This is a genomic window from Burkholderia sp. AU16741 (assembly GCF_002223345.1).
Classification (GTDB): Bacteria; Pseudomonadota; Gammaproteobacteria; order Burkholderiales; family Burkholderiaceae; genus Burkholderia; species Burkholderia sola.
In genome coordinates, this window is record NZ_NKEZ01000011.1 from 813,217 (window position 1) to 828,332 (window position 15,116).

Annotated in this window: 14 protein-coding genes and 2 pseudogenes; 10 read left to right on the forward strand and 6 right to left on the reverse strand. The window is 69.2% G+C overall.

Annotated elements, in window-relative coordinates:
* Positions 1–60: 60 nt before the first annotated feature.
* From CFB89_RS32735 to CFB89_RS32755, 5 genes are all read left to right on the forward strand, one after another.
* Positions 61–1,185, forward strand: coding sequence for an FAD-binding oxidoreductase (locus tag CFB89_RS32735; protein WP_089471570.1), 1,125 nt, complete (start codon positions 61–63; stop codon positions 1,183–1,185).
* Positions 1,178–1,477: a (2Fe-2S)-binding protein gene (locus CFB89_RS32740; RefSeq protein WP_089471571.1), complete on the forward strand. Its 300-nt coding sequence runs from the start codon at positions 1,178–1,180 to the stop codon at positions 1,475–1,477. The genes CFB89_RS32735 and CFB89_RS32740 overlap by 8 nt, the downstream gene beginning before the upstream one ends.
* The gene (locus CFB89_RS32745; protein ID WP_089471572.1) at positions 1,474–2,910 is read left to right on the forward strand and encodes an NAD(P)/FAD-dependent oxidoreductase; all 1,437 of its coding nucleotides are present in this window, start codon (positions 1,474–1,476) and stop codon (positions 2,908–2,910) included. Before CFB89_RS32740 ends, CFB89_RS32745 begins: the two co-directional genes overlap by 4 nt.
* Positions 2,911–2,950: 40 nt before the next feature.
* Positions 2,951–3,733: an ABC transporter substrate-binding protein gene (locus CFB89_RS32750; RefSeq protein ID WP_089471573.1), complete on the forward strand. Its 783-nt coding sequence runs from the start codon at positions 2,951–2,953 to the stop codon at positions 3,731–3,733.
* A 160-nt stretch (positions 3,734–3,893) separates the two neighbouring features.
* The gene (locus CFB89_RS32755; RefSeq protein WP_089471574.1) at positions 3,894–4,805 is read left to right on the forward strand and encodes a LysR family transcriptional regulator; all 912 of its coding nucleotides are present in this window, start codon (positions 3,894–3,896) and stop codon (positions 4,803–4,805) included.
* 69 nt (positions 4,806–4,874) lie between these two features.
* Here the strand turns inward: CFB89_RS32755 and CFB89_RS32760 are convergent, their stop codons facing one another.
* Complete coding sequence (locus tag CFB89_RS32760) at positions 4,875–5,894, reverse strand: aldo/keto reductase (protein WP_089471575.1); 1,020 nt, start codon at positions 5,892–5,894, stop codon at positions 4,875–4,877.
* A 334-nt stretch (positions 5,895–6,228) separates the two neighbouring features.
* On the opposite strand from CFB89_RS32760, the pseudogene CFB89_RS35825 reads away from it, so the two are divergent.
* Positions 6,229–6,336: pseudogene (locus tag CFB89_RS35825) on the forward strand (DUF4148 domain-containing protein); the annotation flags it as partial.
* Positions 6,337–6,471: 135 nt separating this feature from the next.
* Here the strand turns inward: CFB89_RS35825 and CFB89_RS35605 are convergent.
* The 3 genes and pseudogenes from CFB89_RS35605 to ampC all read right to left on the reverse strand — a co-directional run.
* Positions 6,472–6,582 (reverse strand): annotated as a pseudogene (locus tag CFB89_RS35605) (NAD-dependent epimerase/dehydratase family protein); the annotation flags it as partial.
* A gap of 139 nt (positions 6,583–6,721) precedes the next feature.
* The gene (locus CFB89_RS32770; RefSeq protein WP_089471576.1) at positions 6,722–7,384 is read right to left on the reverse strand and encodes an ankyrin repeat domain-containing protein; all 663 of its coding nucleotides are present in this window, start codon (positions 7,382–7,384) and stop codon (positions 6,722–6,724) included.
* Between the two features lie 91 nt (positions 7,385–7,475).
* Positions 7,476–8,645 carry a class C beta-lactamase gene (gene ampC, locus CFB89_RS32775; protein WP_089471577.1) on the reverse strand — a complete coding sequence of 390 codons (1,170 nt, stop codon included), beginning with the start codon at positions 8,643–8,645 and terminating at the stop codon, positions 7,476–7,478.
* Here ampC and CFB89_RS35145 point away from each other — a divergent pair.
* The 4 genes from CFB89_RS35145 to CFB89_RS32790 all read left to right on the forward strand — a co-directional run bounded on the left by CFB89_RS35145 (position 8,644) and on the right by CFB89_RS32790 (position 13,353).
* Complete coding sequence (locus tag CFB89_RS35145; protein ID WP_179233558.1) at positions 8,644–9,108, forward strand: hypothetical protein; 465 nt, start codon at positions 8,644–8,646, stop codon at positions 9,106–9,108. The two genes, ampC and CFB89_RS35145, sit on opposite strands and share 2 nt — an antisense overlap.
* A gap of 149 nt (positions 9,109–9,257) precedes the next feature.
* Positions 9,258–10,574 (forward strand): hypothetical protein, encoded by a 1,317-nt coding sequence (locus CFB89_RS32780; RefSeq protein WP_089471578.1) that lies wholly within the window; start codon positions 9,258–9,260, stop codon positions 10,572–10,574.
* Complete coding sequence (locus CFB89_RS32785) at positions 10,568–11,350, forward strand: DUF1266 domain-containing protein (RefSeq protein WP_089471739.1); 783 nt, start codon at positions 10,568–10,570, stop codon at positions 11,348–11,350. Before CFB89_RS32780 ends, CFB89_RS32785 begins: the two co-directional genes overlap by 7 nt.
* A gap of 14 nt (positions 11,351–11,364) precedes the next feature.
* Complete coding sequence (locus CFB89_RS32790; protein WP_256979832.1) at positions 11,365–13,353, forward strand: DUF4034 domain-containing protein; 1,989 nt, start codon at positions 11,365–11,367, stop codon at positions 13,351–13,353.
* 54 nt (positions 13,354–13,407) lie between these two features.
* On the opposite strand, the gene CFB89_RS32795 is transcribed toward CFB89_RS32790, so the two are convergent.
* Positions 13,408–14,220, reverse strand: coding sequence for an alpha/beta fold hydrolase (locus tag CFB89_RS32795; RefSeq protein ID WP_089471580.1), 813 nt, complete (start codon positions 14,218–14,220; stop codon positions 13,408–13,410).
* A gap of 70 nt (positions 14,221–14,290) precedes the next feature.
* A complete protein-coding gene (locus CFB89_RS32800) occupies positions 14,291–14,785 on the reverse strand; it encodes a hypothetical protein (protein ID WP_089471581.1) in 495 nt (164 codons plus the stop codon).
* Between the last annotated feature and the right edge of the window lie 331 nt (positions 14,786–15,116).

Consider the following 15,116-nt stretch of genomic DNA (forward strand, 5'->3'; position numbering starts at 1 on the left):
GAGCCGTGCCGCCATGGGATATAACACGCAACCGCCTCACCCGCGACACCGGAGCCGCGCATGACCGTGCGCCGCTTCGACGTCGTCGTGGCCGGCGGCGGTCTCGTGGGCATGGCCATCGCGTGGGGCATCGCGCGTCTCGGCCAGCGCGTCGCGGTGTGCGACGGCGACGACATCGCGTTTCGCGCGGCGCGCGGCAATTTCGGGCTCGTATGGGTGCAGGGCAAAGGCGGCCGCTGCCTGCCGTATGCGCGCTGGTCGTGCGAATCGTCGGCGCGCTGGCGCGCGTTCGCCGCGCAGTTGCAGCGCGAAACGGGCGTGGACTGCGCGTTCGACCGCCCGGGCGGCATCGAGTTGTTCGAGCAGCGAGCGGAACTCGATAGCGCAACTGGCCTGCTCGAATCGCTGCACCGCCAGGACGCCGCGCTGTCGTACGAGGTGCTCGATCCGGCGGCGCTGCGCCGACGCATTCCCGCGGCGTCGGCATCGCTGGCCGGCGCGCTGTGGTCGCCGAACGACGGTCACGCGAATCCGCTCTACACATTGCGCGCGATGTTGCACGCGTTCCAGCAGTGCGGCGGCGTCTATCTGCCGCGCAGCGAAGTCACGGAGATCCGCCCGCGCGCCGGGCGCTTCGAGATCGACACGCGTCACACGCGGCTCGAAACCGGGCGCGTGGTGCTCGCGGCCGGCCTCGACAACGCGCGGCTCGCGCCGATGGTCGACCTGCGCGCGCCGATCTCGCCGCTGCGCGGCCAGATCATGGTCACCGAGCGCCTCGCGCCGTTTCTCGACTATCCGACGCTCGTCGTGCGCCAGACATCGGAAGGGTCGGTGTTGCTCGGCGACTCGGCCGAAGACGTCGGCTTCGACGACGGGCAGACGCGCCAGGCGATGGTCGACATCGCGCGCCGCGCCCGTACCGCATTCCCCGTGCTCGCGCATGCACGCATCGTGCGCGCATGGGGTGCGCTGCGCATCATGACGCCCGACGGCCTGCCCGTCTACGAGGCGTCGGCCACGTACCCCGGCGCGTTCATCGCGATCTGCCACAGCGGCGTGACGCTCGCGGCGACCCACGCCGATCTCGTCGCGCCGTGGATCGCCGGCGGCGCCGCGCCGGCCGACCTGTCCGCCTTTACCACCGCGCGCTTCGCCGCGCCCACGGAAGCCCGGCATGTTTGAATCCCTCGTTCCCGCCGCCGCGATGCTCGAACGCGTGCGCATCCATATCGACGGCACGCCGCACGACGTGCCCGCGCAATACAGCGTCGCGGCCGCGATGCTCGCCGCCGGTTCGGCCGCGTGCCGCACGAGCGCGGTGAGCGGCGCGCCGCGCGGCCCGTTCTGCATGATGGGCGTGTGCTTCGACTGCCTCGTCGACATCGACGGCGTGCCGAACGTGCAAGGCTGCATGACGCCCGTCGCCGACGGCATGCAGGTGCGCACGATGCGCGGCAAGGCGAGGCTCGCATGACGCGCCGCCAGTGCGACCTGCTGATCGTCGGCGCCGGGCCGGCCGGGATGGCGGCGGCGACTGCCGCGTGTGCGGCCGGCTTGTCGGTCGTCGTCGCCGACGAAGGCCGCGCGCCCGGCGGCCAGATCTATCGCAACGTGGCCGACGCGCCGGCGCCGCTCGCGCAATGGCTCGGCGCCGACTACACGGCAGGGCGCCCGCTCGTCGACGGCCTGCTCGCCAGCGACGCGCATTACCTGCCGCGCAGTGTCGTGTGGCAAATCGCGTTCGAGCCGGAACCCGTCGCGATGCTCACGCAAAGCGGCCCGTCGCGCGGCACGCTCGAAATCGGCGCACGCGCGGTGCTGATCGCGACCGGCGCGCAGGAGCGGCCGTGGCCGGTGCCGGGCTGGACCTTACCCGCCGTGATGGGCGTCGGCGCCGCGCAGACGCTGCTGAAAGCGTCGGGGCTCGCACCATCGGCCGACGCCGTGCTCGCGGGTAGCGGCCCGCTGCTGTGGTTGTTCGCCGCGCAATTGCTGAATGCCGGCCGGCGCGTGCGCGCGCTGGTCGACACGACACCGCGCGACGCGTGGCGCCGCGCGCTCCCGCATGCGCTGCCGGCGCTGCGCGGCGCCGACTATCTGCTCAAGGGCTGGCGCATGTTGCGCGCGGTGCGCGACGCCGGCATTCCGGTCTATCGCGGCGCGACCGATATCCGCATCGACGGCGACGACCGCGCCGAACGCATCCGCTTTCGCGACGCGCAAGGCGTCGTGCAAACGCTCGACACGTCGCTCGTGCTGCTGCATCAGGGTGTCGTTCCGTCGACGCAGCTCGCGCGTTCGCTCGGCTGTGCGCACGAATGGGACGAATCGTCGGCATGCTGGCGGCCGCGGTGCGACGCGCGCGGCCGCAGCAGCGTGCCGCACGTGTGGATCGCGGGCGACGGCGCGGGCATCGGCGGCGCGCGGGCGGCGGCGCTGGCCGGCGAAGTGTCGGCGCTCGACGTCGCCGCGCGACTCGGTGCGCTCGACGTGCAACGGCAGGCCGCACGCGAACGCCCGGTGCTGCACGCGTTGCGCCGCCATCTCGCGGTGCGCCCGCTGCTCGACGCGCTGTACACGCCGCCCGCCGCGCTGCGCCGCCCCGATGACGGCACGATCGTCTGCCGCTGCGAGGAAGTCACGGCCGGCGAGATCCGCCAGCTCGCGGCGCTCGGCTGCCAGGGGCCGAACCAGATGAAGGCGTTGACGCGCTGCGGGATGGGTCCGTGCCAGGGACGCTGGTGCGGCACGACGGTCGGCGAACTGATCGCCGACGTGCAGCAGCGCAGCGTCGGCGACGTCGGTCACTACCGGATCCGCGCGCCGATCAAGCCGGTGACCGTCGGCGAGATGGCCGACGCGCTCGAACTGTCGAACGATTTTCAGCGCGGCGAGTTTCCGAGCTGACGCGTACGCCTACGCTTCCCCACCCGAACGGAGCCTGACCATGAAGACGCGCATCACGATTCTCCTTTCCGCCGCCGCGATGGCCTTCGCGTCGCCGGCGTCGGCGAAGGAATGGACGACCATCCGCATCGGCGTCGATCCGACCTACCCGCCGTTCGAGTCGACCGCGACCGACGGTAGCGTGAAGGGTTTCGACATCGATCTCGGCAACGCGCTGTGCGCGAAGCTGAATGCGAAATGCGTGTGGGTGTCGAGCAGTTTCGACGGACTGATTCCGGGGCTGCAGGCGCGCAAGTTCGACGTGATCCTGTCGTCGATGGCCGCGACCGAACAGCGGCGCCAGCAGATCGACTTCACCGATCGCCTGTATCGCAACCAGACGCGATTGATCGCGCGCACCGGATCGGGGCTGCTGCCGGATGCGGCGAAGCTCGCCGGCAAGCGCATCGCGGTCGAACAGGGCACGATCCAGGAAACCTATGCGCGCGAGAAGTGGGCGGCCGCGAAGGTCGAGGTCGTGCCGTACCCGAGCTACGACCAGGCATATGCGGATCTCGTCACCGGGCGCGTCGACGGCGTGCTGATGGATGCCGTGCAAGGCCAGCTCGGGTTCCTCGCGACGCCGCGCGGCAAGGGCTTCTCGTTCGCGGGCGGCGTGGTATACGACGCGAAGATCATGGGCAACGGCGACGCGGCCGGCGTGCGCAAGGCCGACGTCGACCTGCGCGACGCACTCAATCGCGCCATCGCGCAGATTCGCAGCGACGGCACGTACAACAAGATCCAGTCGAAATACTTCGACTTCGACATGTACGGGAATTGACGGCGATGACGGGTTCGGTTCGACTTCGCCCGTGCCGCTCATGCGAGCGCCGCGTCGTGCAGCGCTCGGCGGGTGCCGCGCCGCGTCAGCCGTCTCGAGATTGCGCGGATAAGTCCTTTCTGGACATAATCCATCTATCTTGAGTCCGATAAGGTCTGACATGCTCGACATCCGCCAGCTTCAGTACTTCATCGCGGTCGCGGAAGAAGAACACGTCGGCCGCGCCGCCGAGCGTCTGCATATTTCGCAATCGCCGCTCAGCCGCCAGATCGCGCAGCTCGAGGAAAAGCTCGGCCTCACGCTGTTCGAACGCAGCCAGCAGCGCATTCGCCTGACGCGCGACGGGCGCACGTTCCTCAGCGAAGCGCACGCATTCCTGCGCCATGCGAACCGGCTCGAATCGCTCGCGCGCCGGCTCGGTCGCGGCGACGAAGGCGGGCTGTGCATCGGCTACCTCGAAACGGCCACGCACTCGGGCGTGCTGCCGCGCGCGCTGAAAACGCTGCGCGCCGAACGCCCGTCCGTTCATATCGCTTTGTATAACTATCAATCGGCCGCGCAGCTCGAAGGCTTGCGCGAGCGCAGCCTCGACATCGCGCTCGTCACCGAGCCGCCCGCGCCGGACGATCCCGAGCTCGAATCGACGAAGGTGCTGGACGATCCGATGCTGCTCGCGATGCCCGACGGGCATCCGCTCGCGAAGAAAAAGACGCTCGTCGCCGGCGATCTCGCCGCGCAGGCATGGATCGGCGTCACGCAGCAGGACAGTGCGCCGCGTCACGGTGCGTTCGTCGCGGCCTGCGCGAAGGCCGGCTTCTCGCCGGACATTTCGGTGGAGGCAACCGAGCCGCTCGCCGCGCTCGGCCTCGTCGCCGCCGGGCTCGGCGTGACGATGATCCAGCAGAGCCTGCGTCACCAGGTGCCGGAAGGCGTCGTGCTGCGCGAGCTGCCGTGGTTCAGCTATCGCACGCCGCTGTGGGCGGCGTGGCACAAGGTCAACCTGCGGCCGCTGGTCGGCATCTTTCGCGAGATCCTGACCGGCGAGGACGCCGTCGCGACAGTCGGCAAATAACTCGACGAAAGCGCGGGGCGGCGTTGCAACGCCTTGTGCGCCGGTCGCGCGTGCGTCGAGCTTTGCGGATCAACGATCGGCCGGCAGCGGTGCATTGGCCGCGATCAGGCCTTGTTCGCGCATCTCGCGCCAGAAGTCGGCCGGAATCGCCACGTTCAGCGCCGCCTGGTCTTCCGCGATCCGCTCCGGACGGCTCGCGCCCGGGATCACCGCGACGGTGGCCGGATGCGACATCGAGAACTGCAACGCGGCGGCCTTGATCGGTACGTCGTAACGCGCGGCGATCGCCTTGATCCGGTCGACCTTCGCGAGGATGTCCGGCGAAGCCTTCTGGTATTCGAAGTGCGTGCCGCCCGCGAGCACGCCCGAGCTGTACGGGCCGCCGACGACGATCCCGACGTTCCGCGCGGCCGCCGCCGGCATCACGCGTTGCAGCGCGCGCTCGTGGTCGAGCAGCGTGTAGCGGCCGGCCAGCAGCATGCCGTCCGGTTGCGGTTCGGCGAGGTCGAGCACCAGTTCGATCGGTTCGACGCGGTTCACGCCGAGGCCCCATGCGTTGATCACGCCTTCTTCGCGCAGCTTGCCCAGCACGCGGAACGCGCCCTTGCGCGCCACTTCGAATTGCGCGAGCCATTCGTCGCCGTAGAAGTCCTGCGCGATGTCGTGCACCCACACGATATCGAGGCGGTCGGTGCGCAGGCGCTTCAGGCTGTCCTCGATCGAGCGCAGCGTCGCATCGGCCGAATAGTCGTTGACGATGCGGTTCGGCCGGCCGTGCTCGAACAGGCCGCCCTTCTCGCCGAGATCGCGCGCCGACACGTCCTCGATTTCGTCGAGGATCACGCGGCCGACCTTCGTGCTCAGCACGTATTCGTCGCGCGGATGGTTCGCCAGCGCGTCGCCGAGGCGGATTTCCGCAAGACCGGCGCCGTAGAACGGGGCCGAATCGAAATAACGCATGCCGTGTTGCCACGCGGCTTCGACGGTGGCCGCGGCTTCCGCGTCGGGGATATTGCGAAACATGTTGCCGAGCGGGGCGGTACCGAAACCGAGGATCTTGTTGCCGGGCAGCTTGTCTTTGAGACTCACGATTTTTCTCCAGGGAGGATGGAAAGCGAGTTCAGTCTAGGGACGCGGGTTAAGTCTGTCCAAGACGGAATTCGACATAGTTGAGTCCCGCGAGGTCTGATGCGGCGATTGGCGGCCTGTTTCGATCCGTGGCGCCGGCGCGCTGTTCGGGCGAACTGCCCGGCAGGCAAGGCTACCGAGCGAATTCACGTTTGATTCATGACTCAGGCTCAAAAATGACTTGGCCGGGCGGCCATTTTTCCCGGCCGCCGCGATACCTATATTGGGTGCACTGGCAACGACATCGACGTGGTCGACGTGGATTGCGGCTGACTCCACCCCACAGGTACCCATGATGAAAACGCGCGTTTCCTCCACCCTCGCCGCCCTGCTCCTTTCAGCACCGGCGCTGTCGTTCGCGCAACAAGCCGGCCATCCACCGACCCGCGCCGAAGTGAAGGCCGAGATGGCCCGCCTCGCGGCGGTCGGCTACACCCCGGCGCTGGATCACAACCAGTATCCGGCCGCGATCCTTGCCGCGGAAAAGCGCGTGCGCGAAAACGCCGTCGCGCAGGGCGCGCCGAACGCCGCCCCGGTCGCCGTCGCGCACCAGTCCGGTGACGACGTGCCCGGCCGCGACGAGCCGCGCGGCCACCGATCCGCCGATGTAGCCGGCCGCGCCCGTCACGAACATCCTGAGGCCTTTCATCCGTTGCTCCGGGCGCGAGACGGGCCATGCGGCACGCGTCCGGCGAGATGTCGTGCGTCGCAGTATCGACGGCCGGCGCCGGCGGCGGAAGGCATGAATCACTAAAACAGTTTTGCGCGCGGCGGGATGATCGACCGTGTCAGACGAAGCCTTCTTCGACCAGCGTGCAGCCGTCGGCCGTGATCTCGTGCCGCTGGCCCGAGCCGCCGACCACGCGGCTCCAGCTCGCGGATACGAGCACGGCGGCGGCGCCGTCCGTGCGCAGCGCGTAGTCGAAGCCGCCGTACATGCCGGGCACCACGAACCACATGCGGTCGGCCTGCGCGTCGTATTCGAGCAGCGGTTCGAGTTCGGGCAAACGTAGCGCGTCGAGCCGCAGGTGCGCGATGCGGCCGACGATCATGTCGTGGAAATGGCGTTGAATGGCGCACAGCGTGCCGTCGGGCACGAAACGCCGCGGCTGTGGCGTCAACAGCTCGACCAGATGCCGATGTCCGCGCCGCGCGGCGATATCGACCGGGCGCTCGCGGCGCGCATCGCGCAGCGTGCGCCATGCACCGAGCCGCAGCAGTTCACCGACGACCTCCCGCGGTGCGCCGCCATACGCGGCCTGATGCAGCGGCGCGTAAAGCGACGTGCCGCCCGGCCGCGTCGCGTTGACGAGCGCGGGCTGTTGCGCCAGGCGTTCAAGCAGCGTCGCCCATGCGCCGTCGCGCGCCGCGTCGGCCAGCGCATGCCGGCTCGCCAGCTGCGCGTCGTCGAGCACGTTCGCGCCCGTGATTCCGTCCCATGCGATGCTCAATCGGCTGTCCTCCGTCGCCCGGTGCCTCGCTCGCCGCGCACCGGATTGCCCGCCCATCATAAGCATTTCCCGACGGGCGAGCGTGGCGACGTTACCGCGCGTCGCCGAGCGCGCCGAGAATCCGGTATGCGGCCTTCACGCGGTCCTCGATCGGCACGTTGCCGTTCGCGAGCATCACGATTCCGATCCGCTTCGCGGGAACGAACGCGACGTACGTACTGAAGCCACCGGTCGACCCCGTCTTGTTGATCCAGGTCGCGGGGTTCGGCGCGAGCGGCGGCTGGATCGCGCTCGCCGGCACCGCGTCGAACAGCATCTTCGGCGCGTTGCCCGCGAGCAGCGTCGGCAGCGCGACCGGGTACGGATACTGTTCCCAGATCAGATCCTGCGTCAGCGGCCCCGCGCGGAAATAGCCCGTGTGCGTGCGTTCGATCGCGCGCTGCAGGCGCGGCGCCGTCGGGATCATCCCCATGTTCGCCTGCACGAAGCGCAACAGGTCGGCCGCCGTGGTCCGCACGCCGTACGCCGGCTGCCACAGCATGCCCTCCGTCATCCGGACCGGCTTGCCGTCCTTCGTGTAGCCCTGCGCATAGTCGGCCATGCGCGCGTCGGGCATGTCGATGTACGTGTGCGTCATCCCGAGCGCGGGAAAGAGCCGCTGCGCCATCAGCGTCGCGAAGTCCTCGTGCGCCGCCTTCGCGGTTAGCCAGCCGAGCATGCCGATCGCGACGTTCGAATACTTGCGATGCGTGCCCGGCGCATACGCCGGCCGCCACGCGTCGAGATAGCGGATCAGGCCCGCGTCGTCGCGGATGCTGTCCGGCACCTGCAGCGGCGTCCCGCCGGGCGTGTGCGTGCCGAGCTGGAGCAGCGTCACGACGCCGAACGGCCTGCCTTGCAGCTCGGGCAGATATTGGGCCACGGGGTCCGCGAGCGACAGTTCGCCGCGCTCCTGCGCGTCCGCAGCGAGCGTCGCGGTCAGCGTCTTGCTGACCGAGCCGATCTCGAACAGCGTGTCGCCCGTCACCGGCTTGCCGGTCTGCTTCGACATCACGCCGTAGTCGAACACGTACGGCTTGCCGTCGGCGACGATGCCGATCGCCATGCCGGGAATCGCGTACTGCTTCATCAGCGGCGCGACCTGGCGCGTGACGGTGTCGTGGAGCGCGTCCTGCGTGACGGCGGCCGCGCGACCGGCCGTGGCGGTCGCGCATGCGGCGACGAACAGGGTCGCGGCAAAGCGTGTCGCGTTGAATCGCATGGGTGCGGTTCCTTTCGATTTCCGATGGTTGCATGGACAACAGATCCGGCCGCGCCGCGCCGCGCGCGTCGGCCGTCCTGTCGAAGCAGGACTATCCGCTACCGCCCGGCTGCCAACAATCGACGATATGTTGCGCGAGCCGAAAGAAAAACTTATGAGATACGCAACATGCGGGATGGGGGTGGGGGCCGCGCCCCTCGGAGCCGCATGCCCATTTTTCAGGAAAACCCGCCGGTTTCTACAGCATCGAACCCGCTGGCCGAATGGCGCCGTATCGAAAATCGACGAAAAAGAGATAAGTCTGGTCAGATCCACGCGCGCGGCTGGCGGCGCGATTGATTCATCCGCCCGGATCGAAGTAGACTCGCGGAAGCCAAAAATAAAATCCGACCTGAGAGAAACAATGAATCGCCATTTCCCGATCGCCCGCTTCCGCGTCGTTGGCTCCCGCGTGGTCGCGTGATTTTCACGCACCGACCGACCTGAACCGAAATACGCGACGCCGCCGCGTTTCTGCGCGCGCACGTTCGCCGTTTCGTCGTTGAGCCAGAAGAATCGCCAGGGTGAGCGCGCACCGTCCGCGCCTACCCGGCCCGACCGGAGAGCGAGCCCGTGACCGAAACCGTGGCCGCGTCGGCCTATCGGCCGCGCGATGTCGTCAATGCGCCCGACATCAAGGCGGCCATCGCACGCCGCAGCGCCGAGCGCGGCGATCCGGCCGAGATCCGCGCGTGGCTCGGCAACCATTTCTTCCGCTGGGTCGTCGGCGCATTCGAGCAGGCTCGGCCGCTCGCATCGCTCTCCGATTACCGCGCCCTCGCCGGCGCCGACCGGCCGGCGCCCGAGTGGCTCGTGCGCCGGTTCCGCGGGCAATCGGCGTCCGCGCCGTCCGAGACATCTCCGGCATCCGGCCCGACGCCCGCCGCGGCACCGACGCCCGCCGCGGAGAAGGCGTCGCTCTACTTCATCGATCCTGAGCACATGCTGCTGATCGACCGCGAACGCGTGCTGGTCGAATTCCTGCGCTCGCGCGCCGGCACGCGGCTCGCGCAGAAACTGCAACGCATCACCTGCGCGATGGCGCTCGACATGTGGGAACGCGAGCACCAGCGGATGCAGGCGCGCCGCGACAAGGGCTGGGTGCCGAGCAGCGGCCTCGCGCTGCGCGAGGTGCTGCGCACGCCGAACGGGATCGTGTTCGAATTCGTCGGCGATCATGCGGCGCTGCACGAGGAACTCGCGTACGAGTCGTACTACATGCAGCACTGTCTCGGCCAGTTCGCGGATCGCCGCCGGCTGCGCGGCGGCTACGGCGAGCAGTACGCGCAAGCCGCACGGGACGGCCGGCTGCGCCTCTTCACGCTGCGCGGCGCAGGCAACCAGCCGCACGTGACGATCAGCCTGCAGGCGAGCGGCGACGGCCTGCGCATCGACCAGATCAAGGGCAAGCAGAATCGCCATCCGGTGCGCCGCTATGCGGACGACGTCCGCCAGTTCCTGCGCGCGCTCGCGCCGCGCGGCGAGCGTCATCCCGATTGCGAGGGCATGGGCCTCGTCTTCGAACCGGATGCGCCGGGGGCGGCCACCGGCGCGTGGACCTTCGTCACCGACGTGCGCTCGTCCGACCATCTGCTGAGCGTGATGAGCGAGAACTTCCACCTGATCGAGCATTTCGAGCAACCGCCGGCCGTGCTGCAATGGCTGCTGCTGCGCAACGCGCCCTATGCGCTCGGCCAGTTGCGCCAGATCGATCCGGCCGTCGCGGCGGCCGCGCGCCATGCGTTGCCGGCCGATGCGCTGCCGGCCGCGCACCTACCCGACGCGCCGCCCGCGGCAGCCGCATTCGAGATCGAAGGCATTGCGATCGATCCCGCGCTGTGCGCGGCGTTCGCGTTGCCCGCGCCGACGGACGGGAGCGCGTCATGCTGACACTGCTGCTTGGCGCGGCCGTGCTGTGGCTCGTGTGGTACGTGTGGCGCTCGTTGCGGGTCGCCGCACGGATGGTGCGCGAAGTCGACGCCGATCAGGCCGCGGGCGCCGACAGCACGGTGCCGGTGCGGCAGACCACGGCCGTCAGGCTCGCGCATGCGCAGGCCGAGCAGGCGCCGCCGAACCGCCGCCGCTGGGCGCTCGCGCTGGCCGACATCCTGCTGATCCGCAACGGACTGCGCTGCGATTGCGACGACCTCGTCCATGCGCTGCCCGACGCGCAGCGCGAACAGCTCGCGCGCCAGGTGCGGCGCGAACTCGACCTGCCGGCCGACCTGCCCGAGTGGCAGATCGTGCAACGCGTGCCGTCGATCCTCGCGGGCTGGATTCGCGGCGTCGGCCGCTCGCACGACGGCTTCTACGAACAGCTCGCCGCCGTCGGGCGCGTGCGCGACGCACTCGCGTTCGATTGCGCGCGCACCGCGTTTCTCGTGCGCTGCATCGCGCTGCTCGGCTGGGCGTCCGAACAGCACGCGTGGATCGTGCTGCTGCTCAACGCGCAGCGCGCGCAGGACAGCTTCGACAGCTGGGAGGACTTCGGGCTCGCGTATGCGCGGGCGCGCCAGCAGTGGCTGCGCGGCAGCGGCCAGGACGGCCCCGCGTCGTCGCGCGCCACGCAGGAAGTACGCGAGTACCTGCGCAATCCGTCCGGAAACTGGCTTTCGCTGCCGTGGAAGCGCTACCGCATCTTCGATCCCCAACCCGTTTCGTCATGACCGCCGATACCGACATGTCCTCCGCTTGCGCCGATCTGATTCCGCCCGCGACATCCCGCTGGTTCATTTGCGACGTCGACGCGCTGTTGCGCGCCGGCGACCATGCCGCGCTCGACGCGCAACTCGATGCCGCGCTCGCCGCGAGCTTCGCCGATCGCACCGCCGAGGCGCGGTACGTCGACGCGCTGCCGGCCGACGTGCAGCCGTGCATCGACGCCGGCGCCGAAGGCCTCGCGCGCCTGCGCGCATGGCAGGCCGCGAACCCGCGCTCCGCGCACGCGTGGCTGTGCGAAGCCCACTACTGGCACCACTGGGCCTACGAATACCGCGGCAGCGGCTGGGCCGAAACGGTGACCGAAGCCGGATGGATCGGCGCGCATGCGTGCGCGACGCTGACGCTCGTCGCCGCGCTGCGCGCGCTGGTGCTCGCGCCGACGATGTGGAGCGCGCCGATGGTGATCTTCACGAGCGTGTCGTCGTTCGGCGAACCCGAGTGGCTCGCGCAGCTCGTGCGCGAGCGCCGCTGGCCCGTCACCGAACTGCACCTGAACGCCGGCGCCGAAGACGAAGCCACGCGCGCCGAACTGCAGCACATGTTCGCGCGTTCCGGGTTGAATCCCGACGTGCCGGTCGCCTGCCCGCCGGAATTTCCGGACGCGCTGCCCGGCCCCGTGCAGGGCAAGAAGCTGCGCAAGGAAAAGTGGTACTGGATGGAAGCGACGCTGCACATCCATCCGAAGCCGTTCTTCCCGATGCGCACGTTCATCTGGTACATGCAGCCGCGCTGGGGCGGCTCGCACGATCACGTCCGCGCGTTCGTCGCGTCCGATGCGTGCGCGCACCTCGATGCGGTCGAGAAGGACCGGCTGCTGCACGAGATCTGGCGCGACGACTACGCCGGCAACACGCTCGATGCGGATGACGACGACGACCATGCGCGCCACGCGATGACCGCGACGCTCGCGCGCGCGCAGGCCGCGCTGCATCCCTATCACCGCTCGGAGACACTGCGCTGGCTCGCGCACAGCCATTTCGAGCGCGGCGAGTACGAACAGGCCTACGCGCGGCTGCAGGAAGCCGAACGCAGCACGCCGATCGACGACAACCGCGCGATGGGGATGGGTTTGCGACTGGCGCTCCGGCTCGATCCACATGGCGACTGGCTGACCCGCGCGGTCGAACGTGCATCGGACGCTCGCGCGTGCACGTCGGCGATGATCCTGCGCGGCTATGCCCATCGCACCGGCACGTTCGGTTTCGTGCAGGATCCCGCGCGCGGCGACGCATGGCTCGAGGCCGCGCGCCTGAACGAGCCTGGCTCGCTCGCATGGAACCAGATCGCCAGCGCGCTGGAGTACGACAACCGGCGCCCCGCCGATGCCTTCGCCATCTGCGAGCTCGGCTACGAGGCGGGCGGCGATTCGTGCGGCTACCTGCTCGGATGCTTCTACAAGGACGGCACGCATGTCGAGGCCGACCCGTACCGCGCCGCCCACTACTTCCGCGAGTCGATGGAAGCCGGCGGCAACATGGCCGCGTACCGGCTCGGCTACACGTACCATCAGATCGGGCAGACGAGCACGGACCGGGCGGAACGCGCGCGCATGCAGGTCGAGGCCGTCGAAGCCGCGCGCAAGGCGCACGAGATGGGGCATACCGACGGCCTCGAGTGCATGCTGATGTTCATCGGCGACATCGAAGATTATCCGTCGCGCCATCGCTACGTCGACGAGCTGCGCCGGCATGCCGAAGGGGGCCACCCGGCCGCGATGGCCGCACTGTCGTTCTTCCTTGCCGACATCAACGACAAGTCGCTGTACGACTATCGCGAAAGCGTGCGCTGGATCATGGGGGCGCAGGCCATCGCGCCGGACGACGAATACGTGCGCACCATCACGCGTGTCAGCCACGAGGACGGCATGCTCGGGAAGCTGCGCTACAAGCTGCAGCGCAAACAGATCAAGGCGCACGAGATTCCCGGCGCCGACAACGCGATGGTCTGAGCATGGCCGACGCACGCGCCCGCTCGCCGGCGGGCCGTGCGTCCTGCCCGCGTATCACCCCGGCAGCCGCTCGAGAAACGCCAGCATCGCCGCGTTGAACCGCGCGGGTCGCTGCAACGGCGCGAAATGGCTCACGCCGGGCAGCATCGTCAGCGTCGCGCCCGGGATCGTCCGCGCGAGGTACGCCGCATGTTCCGGCCGGATGAATTCGTCGTGCTCGCCCTGCACGACCGCAACCGGCACGGCGATCGCCGCGAGGTCCTGCACGGTGTAATTCGGTTGCGTGCGCATCATTTCGCTGACGGCCGCGACGAACGCGTCGAACTGGTCCGGTGTCGCGGACAGTCGCGCATAGTCCTTCCGATGCCGCGCGAAACAGCGGTCGATCAGCGGGCTCGGCACGATCTCCTTCGTGCCGCCGGGATCCATGTTGCAGGCGAAGAAGAACACGCCGGCCGCGCGTTCCGGCGCGCGGGCGGCCAGCACGAGCGCGATGCAGGCGCCGTCGCTCCAGCCGACGAAGCGTGCACGGTCGACGTGCAGCACGTCGAGAACGGCCAGCACGTCCGATGCCATGCGTTCGTACGAATAGGGTCGGTCGTCGCGGGTGCTGCGGCCGTGCCCGCGGCTGTCGATCACGATCGCGCGGTAGCCGGCCGCGCGCAGCGCCGGCACCTGGTTGCCCCAGTTGCCGCCGTGGCCGAGGCCGCCGTGCAGCAGCACGACCGCCGGCCCCTGGCCGAACGACGCGTGCCAGATGCGCGCGCCGTCATGCTCGAGCCATCCTTCGACGTCGGCTGCCGGCAGCGGCGTGCCGCCGTGTACGTCGAAGCGAACGAGTTCGTCGTCGTCGAGTTCCGCATTCATCGTTCAGCCGTCCTTGAGAGGGAGACGAACTGGCGATTGTAATGCGTGCAGCCGATGCGGCCACGGCCGCTCAGGCCTGCGTCGACACCAGCCCGCCCGACTGCGAGGCGCCGGATTTTTCGAGCGCCGCGGCAAGTTGCGAGATCGCCGTCGCGAGCGCGGCTGAAATCGCGCTGGCTTCCGCGTTCAGCGACTGCTGCTCGACGGCCGCGGCCGGGTCGTCCTTTGCACGCTGGGCCGCGGTCGCCATCTGCCGCTCCAAGGTCGCGAGCTGCTTCTGCAGCCGCTCGATCAGCGCCTTCAACTGGGCGACCGCCGGGTCTTCCGGCGATGCGTCCGTTGCGCCGGACGTGGCACCCGTGACGCCGGTGGAATCCTTCGTGCCGGTGGTGCTAGTGGTGCCGTTGGTGCTGGTAGCGCCGGTCGCACTGGCGACGCCGGTCGTGCCCGTCGTGCTCGCGGCATCCGTCGCGCCGCCCCTGGACGACGTCGCGGCGGTCGGGTTCGCGGCCACACCGCTGTCCGCGAGCGGCGATCGCGTGGTCGTGGAGAAATCGATCTGCATCGTGTCGGTCCGTGTATCGGTAAACGAAGTGACAAGGGGGCGAAAATCGCCTCCCCTCGTTTACGGCATTCGTCACACGAAACTTGAATATCGGGGTCGGGTGAATTGCCCGGCGATAAACGCAATTGATCGCGAAAGGGCCAGATTGGCGGCATGACGGCGCTGGTAAAATCGCCGCTTCGCCGGCTGGAAGCACGCATCGGACGCCTTGTCGAGGCCCGATCGCGCGATGCCGCCGGCTCCGGCTCGCGGACTGTCGAGGCGCGGCATGCAACGTATGCCGACGACGCCCTCGCAACTTCCCGAGTCGCCTTTTCCGTCCGCCTGCATG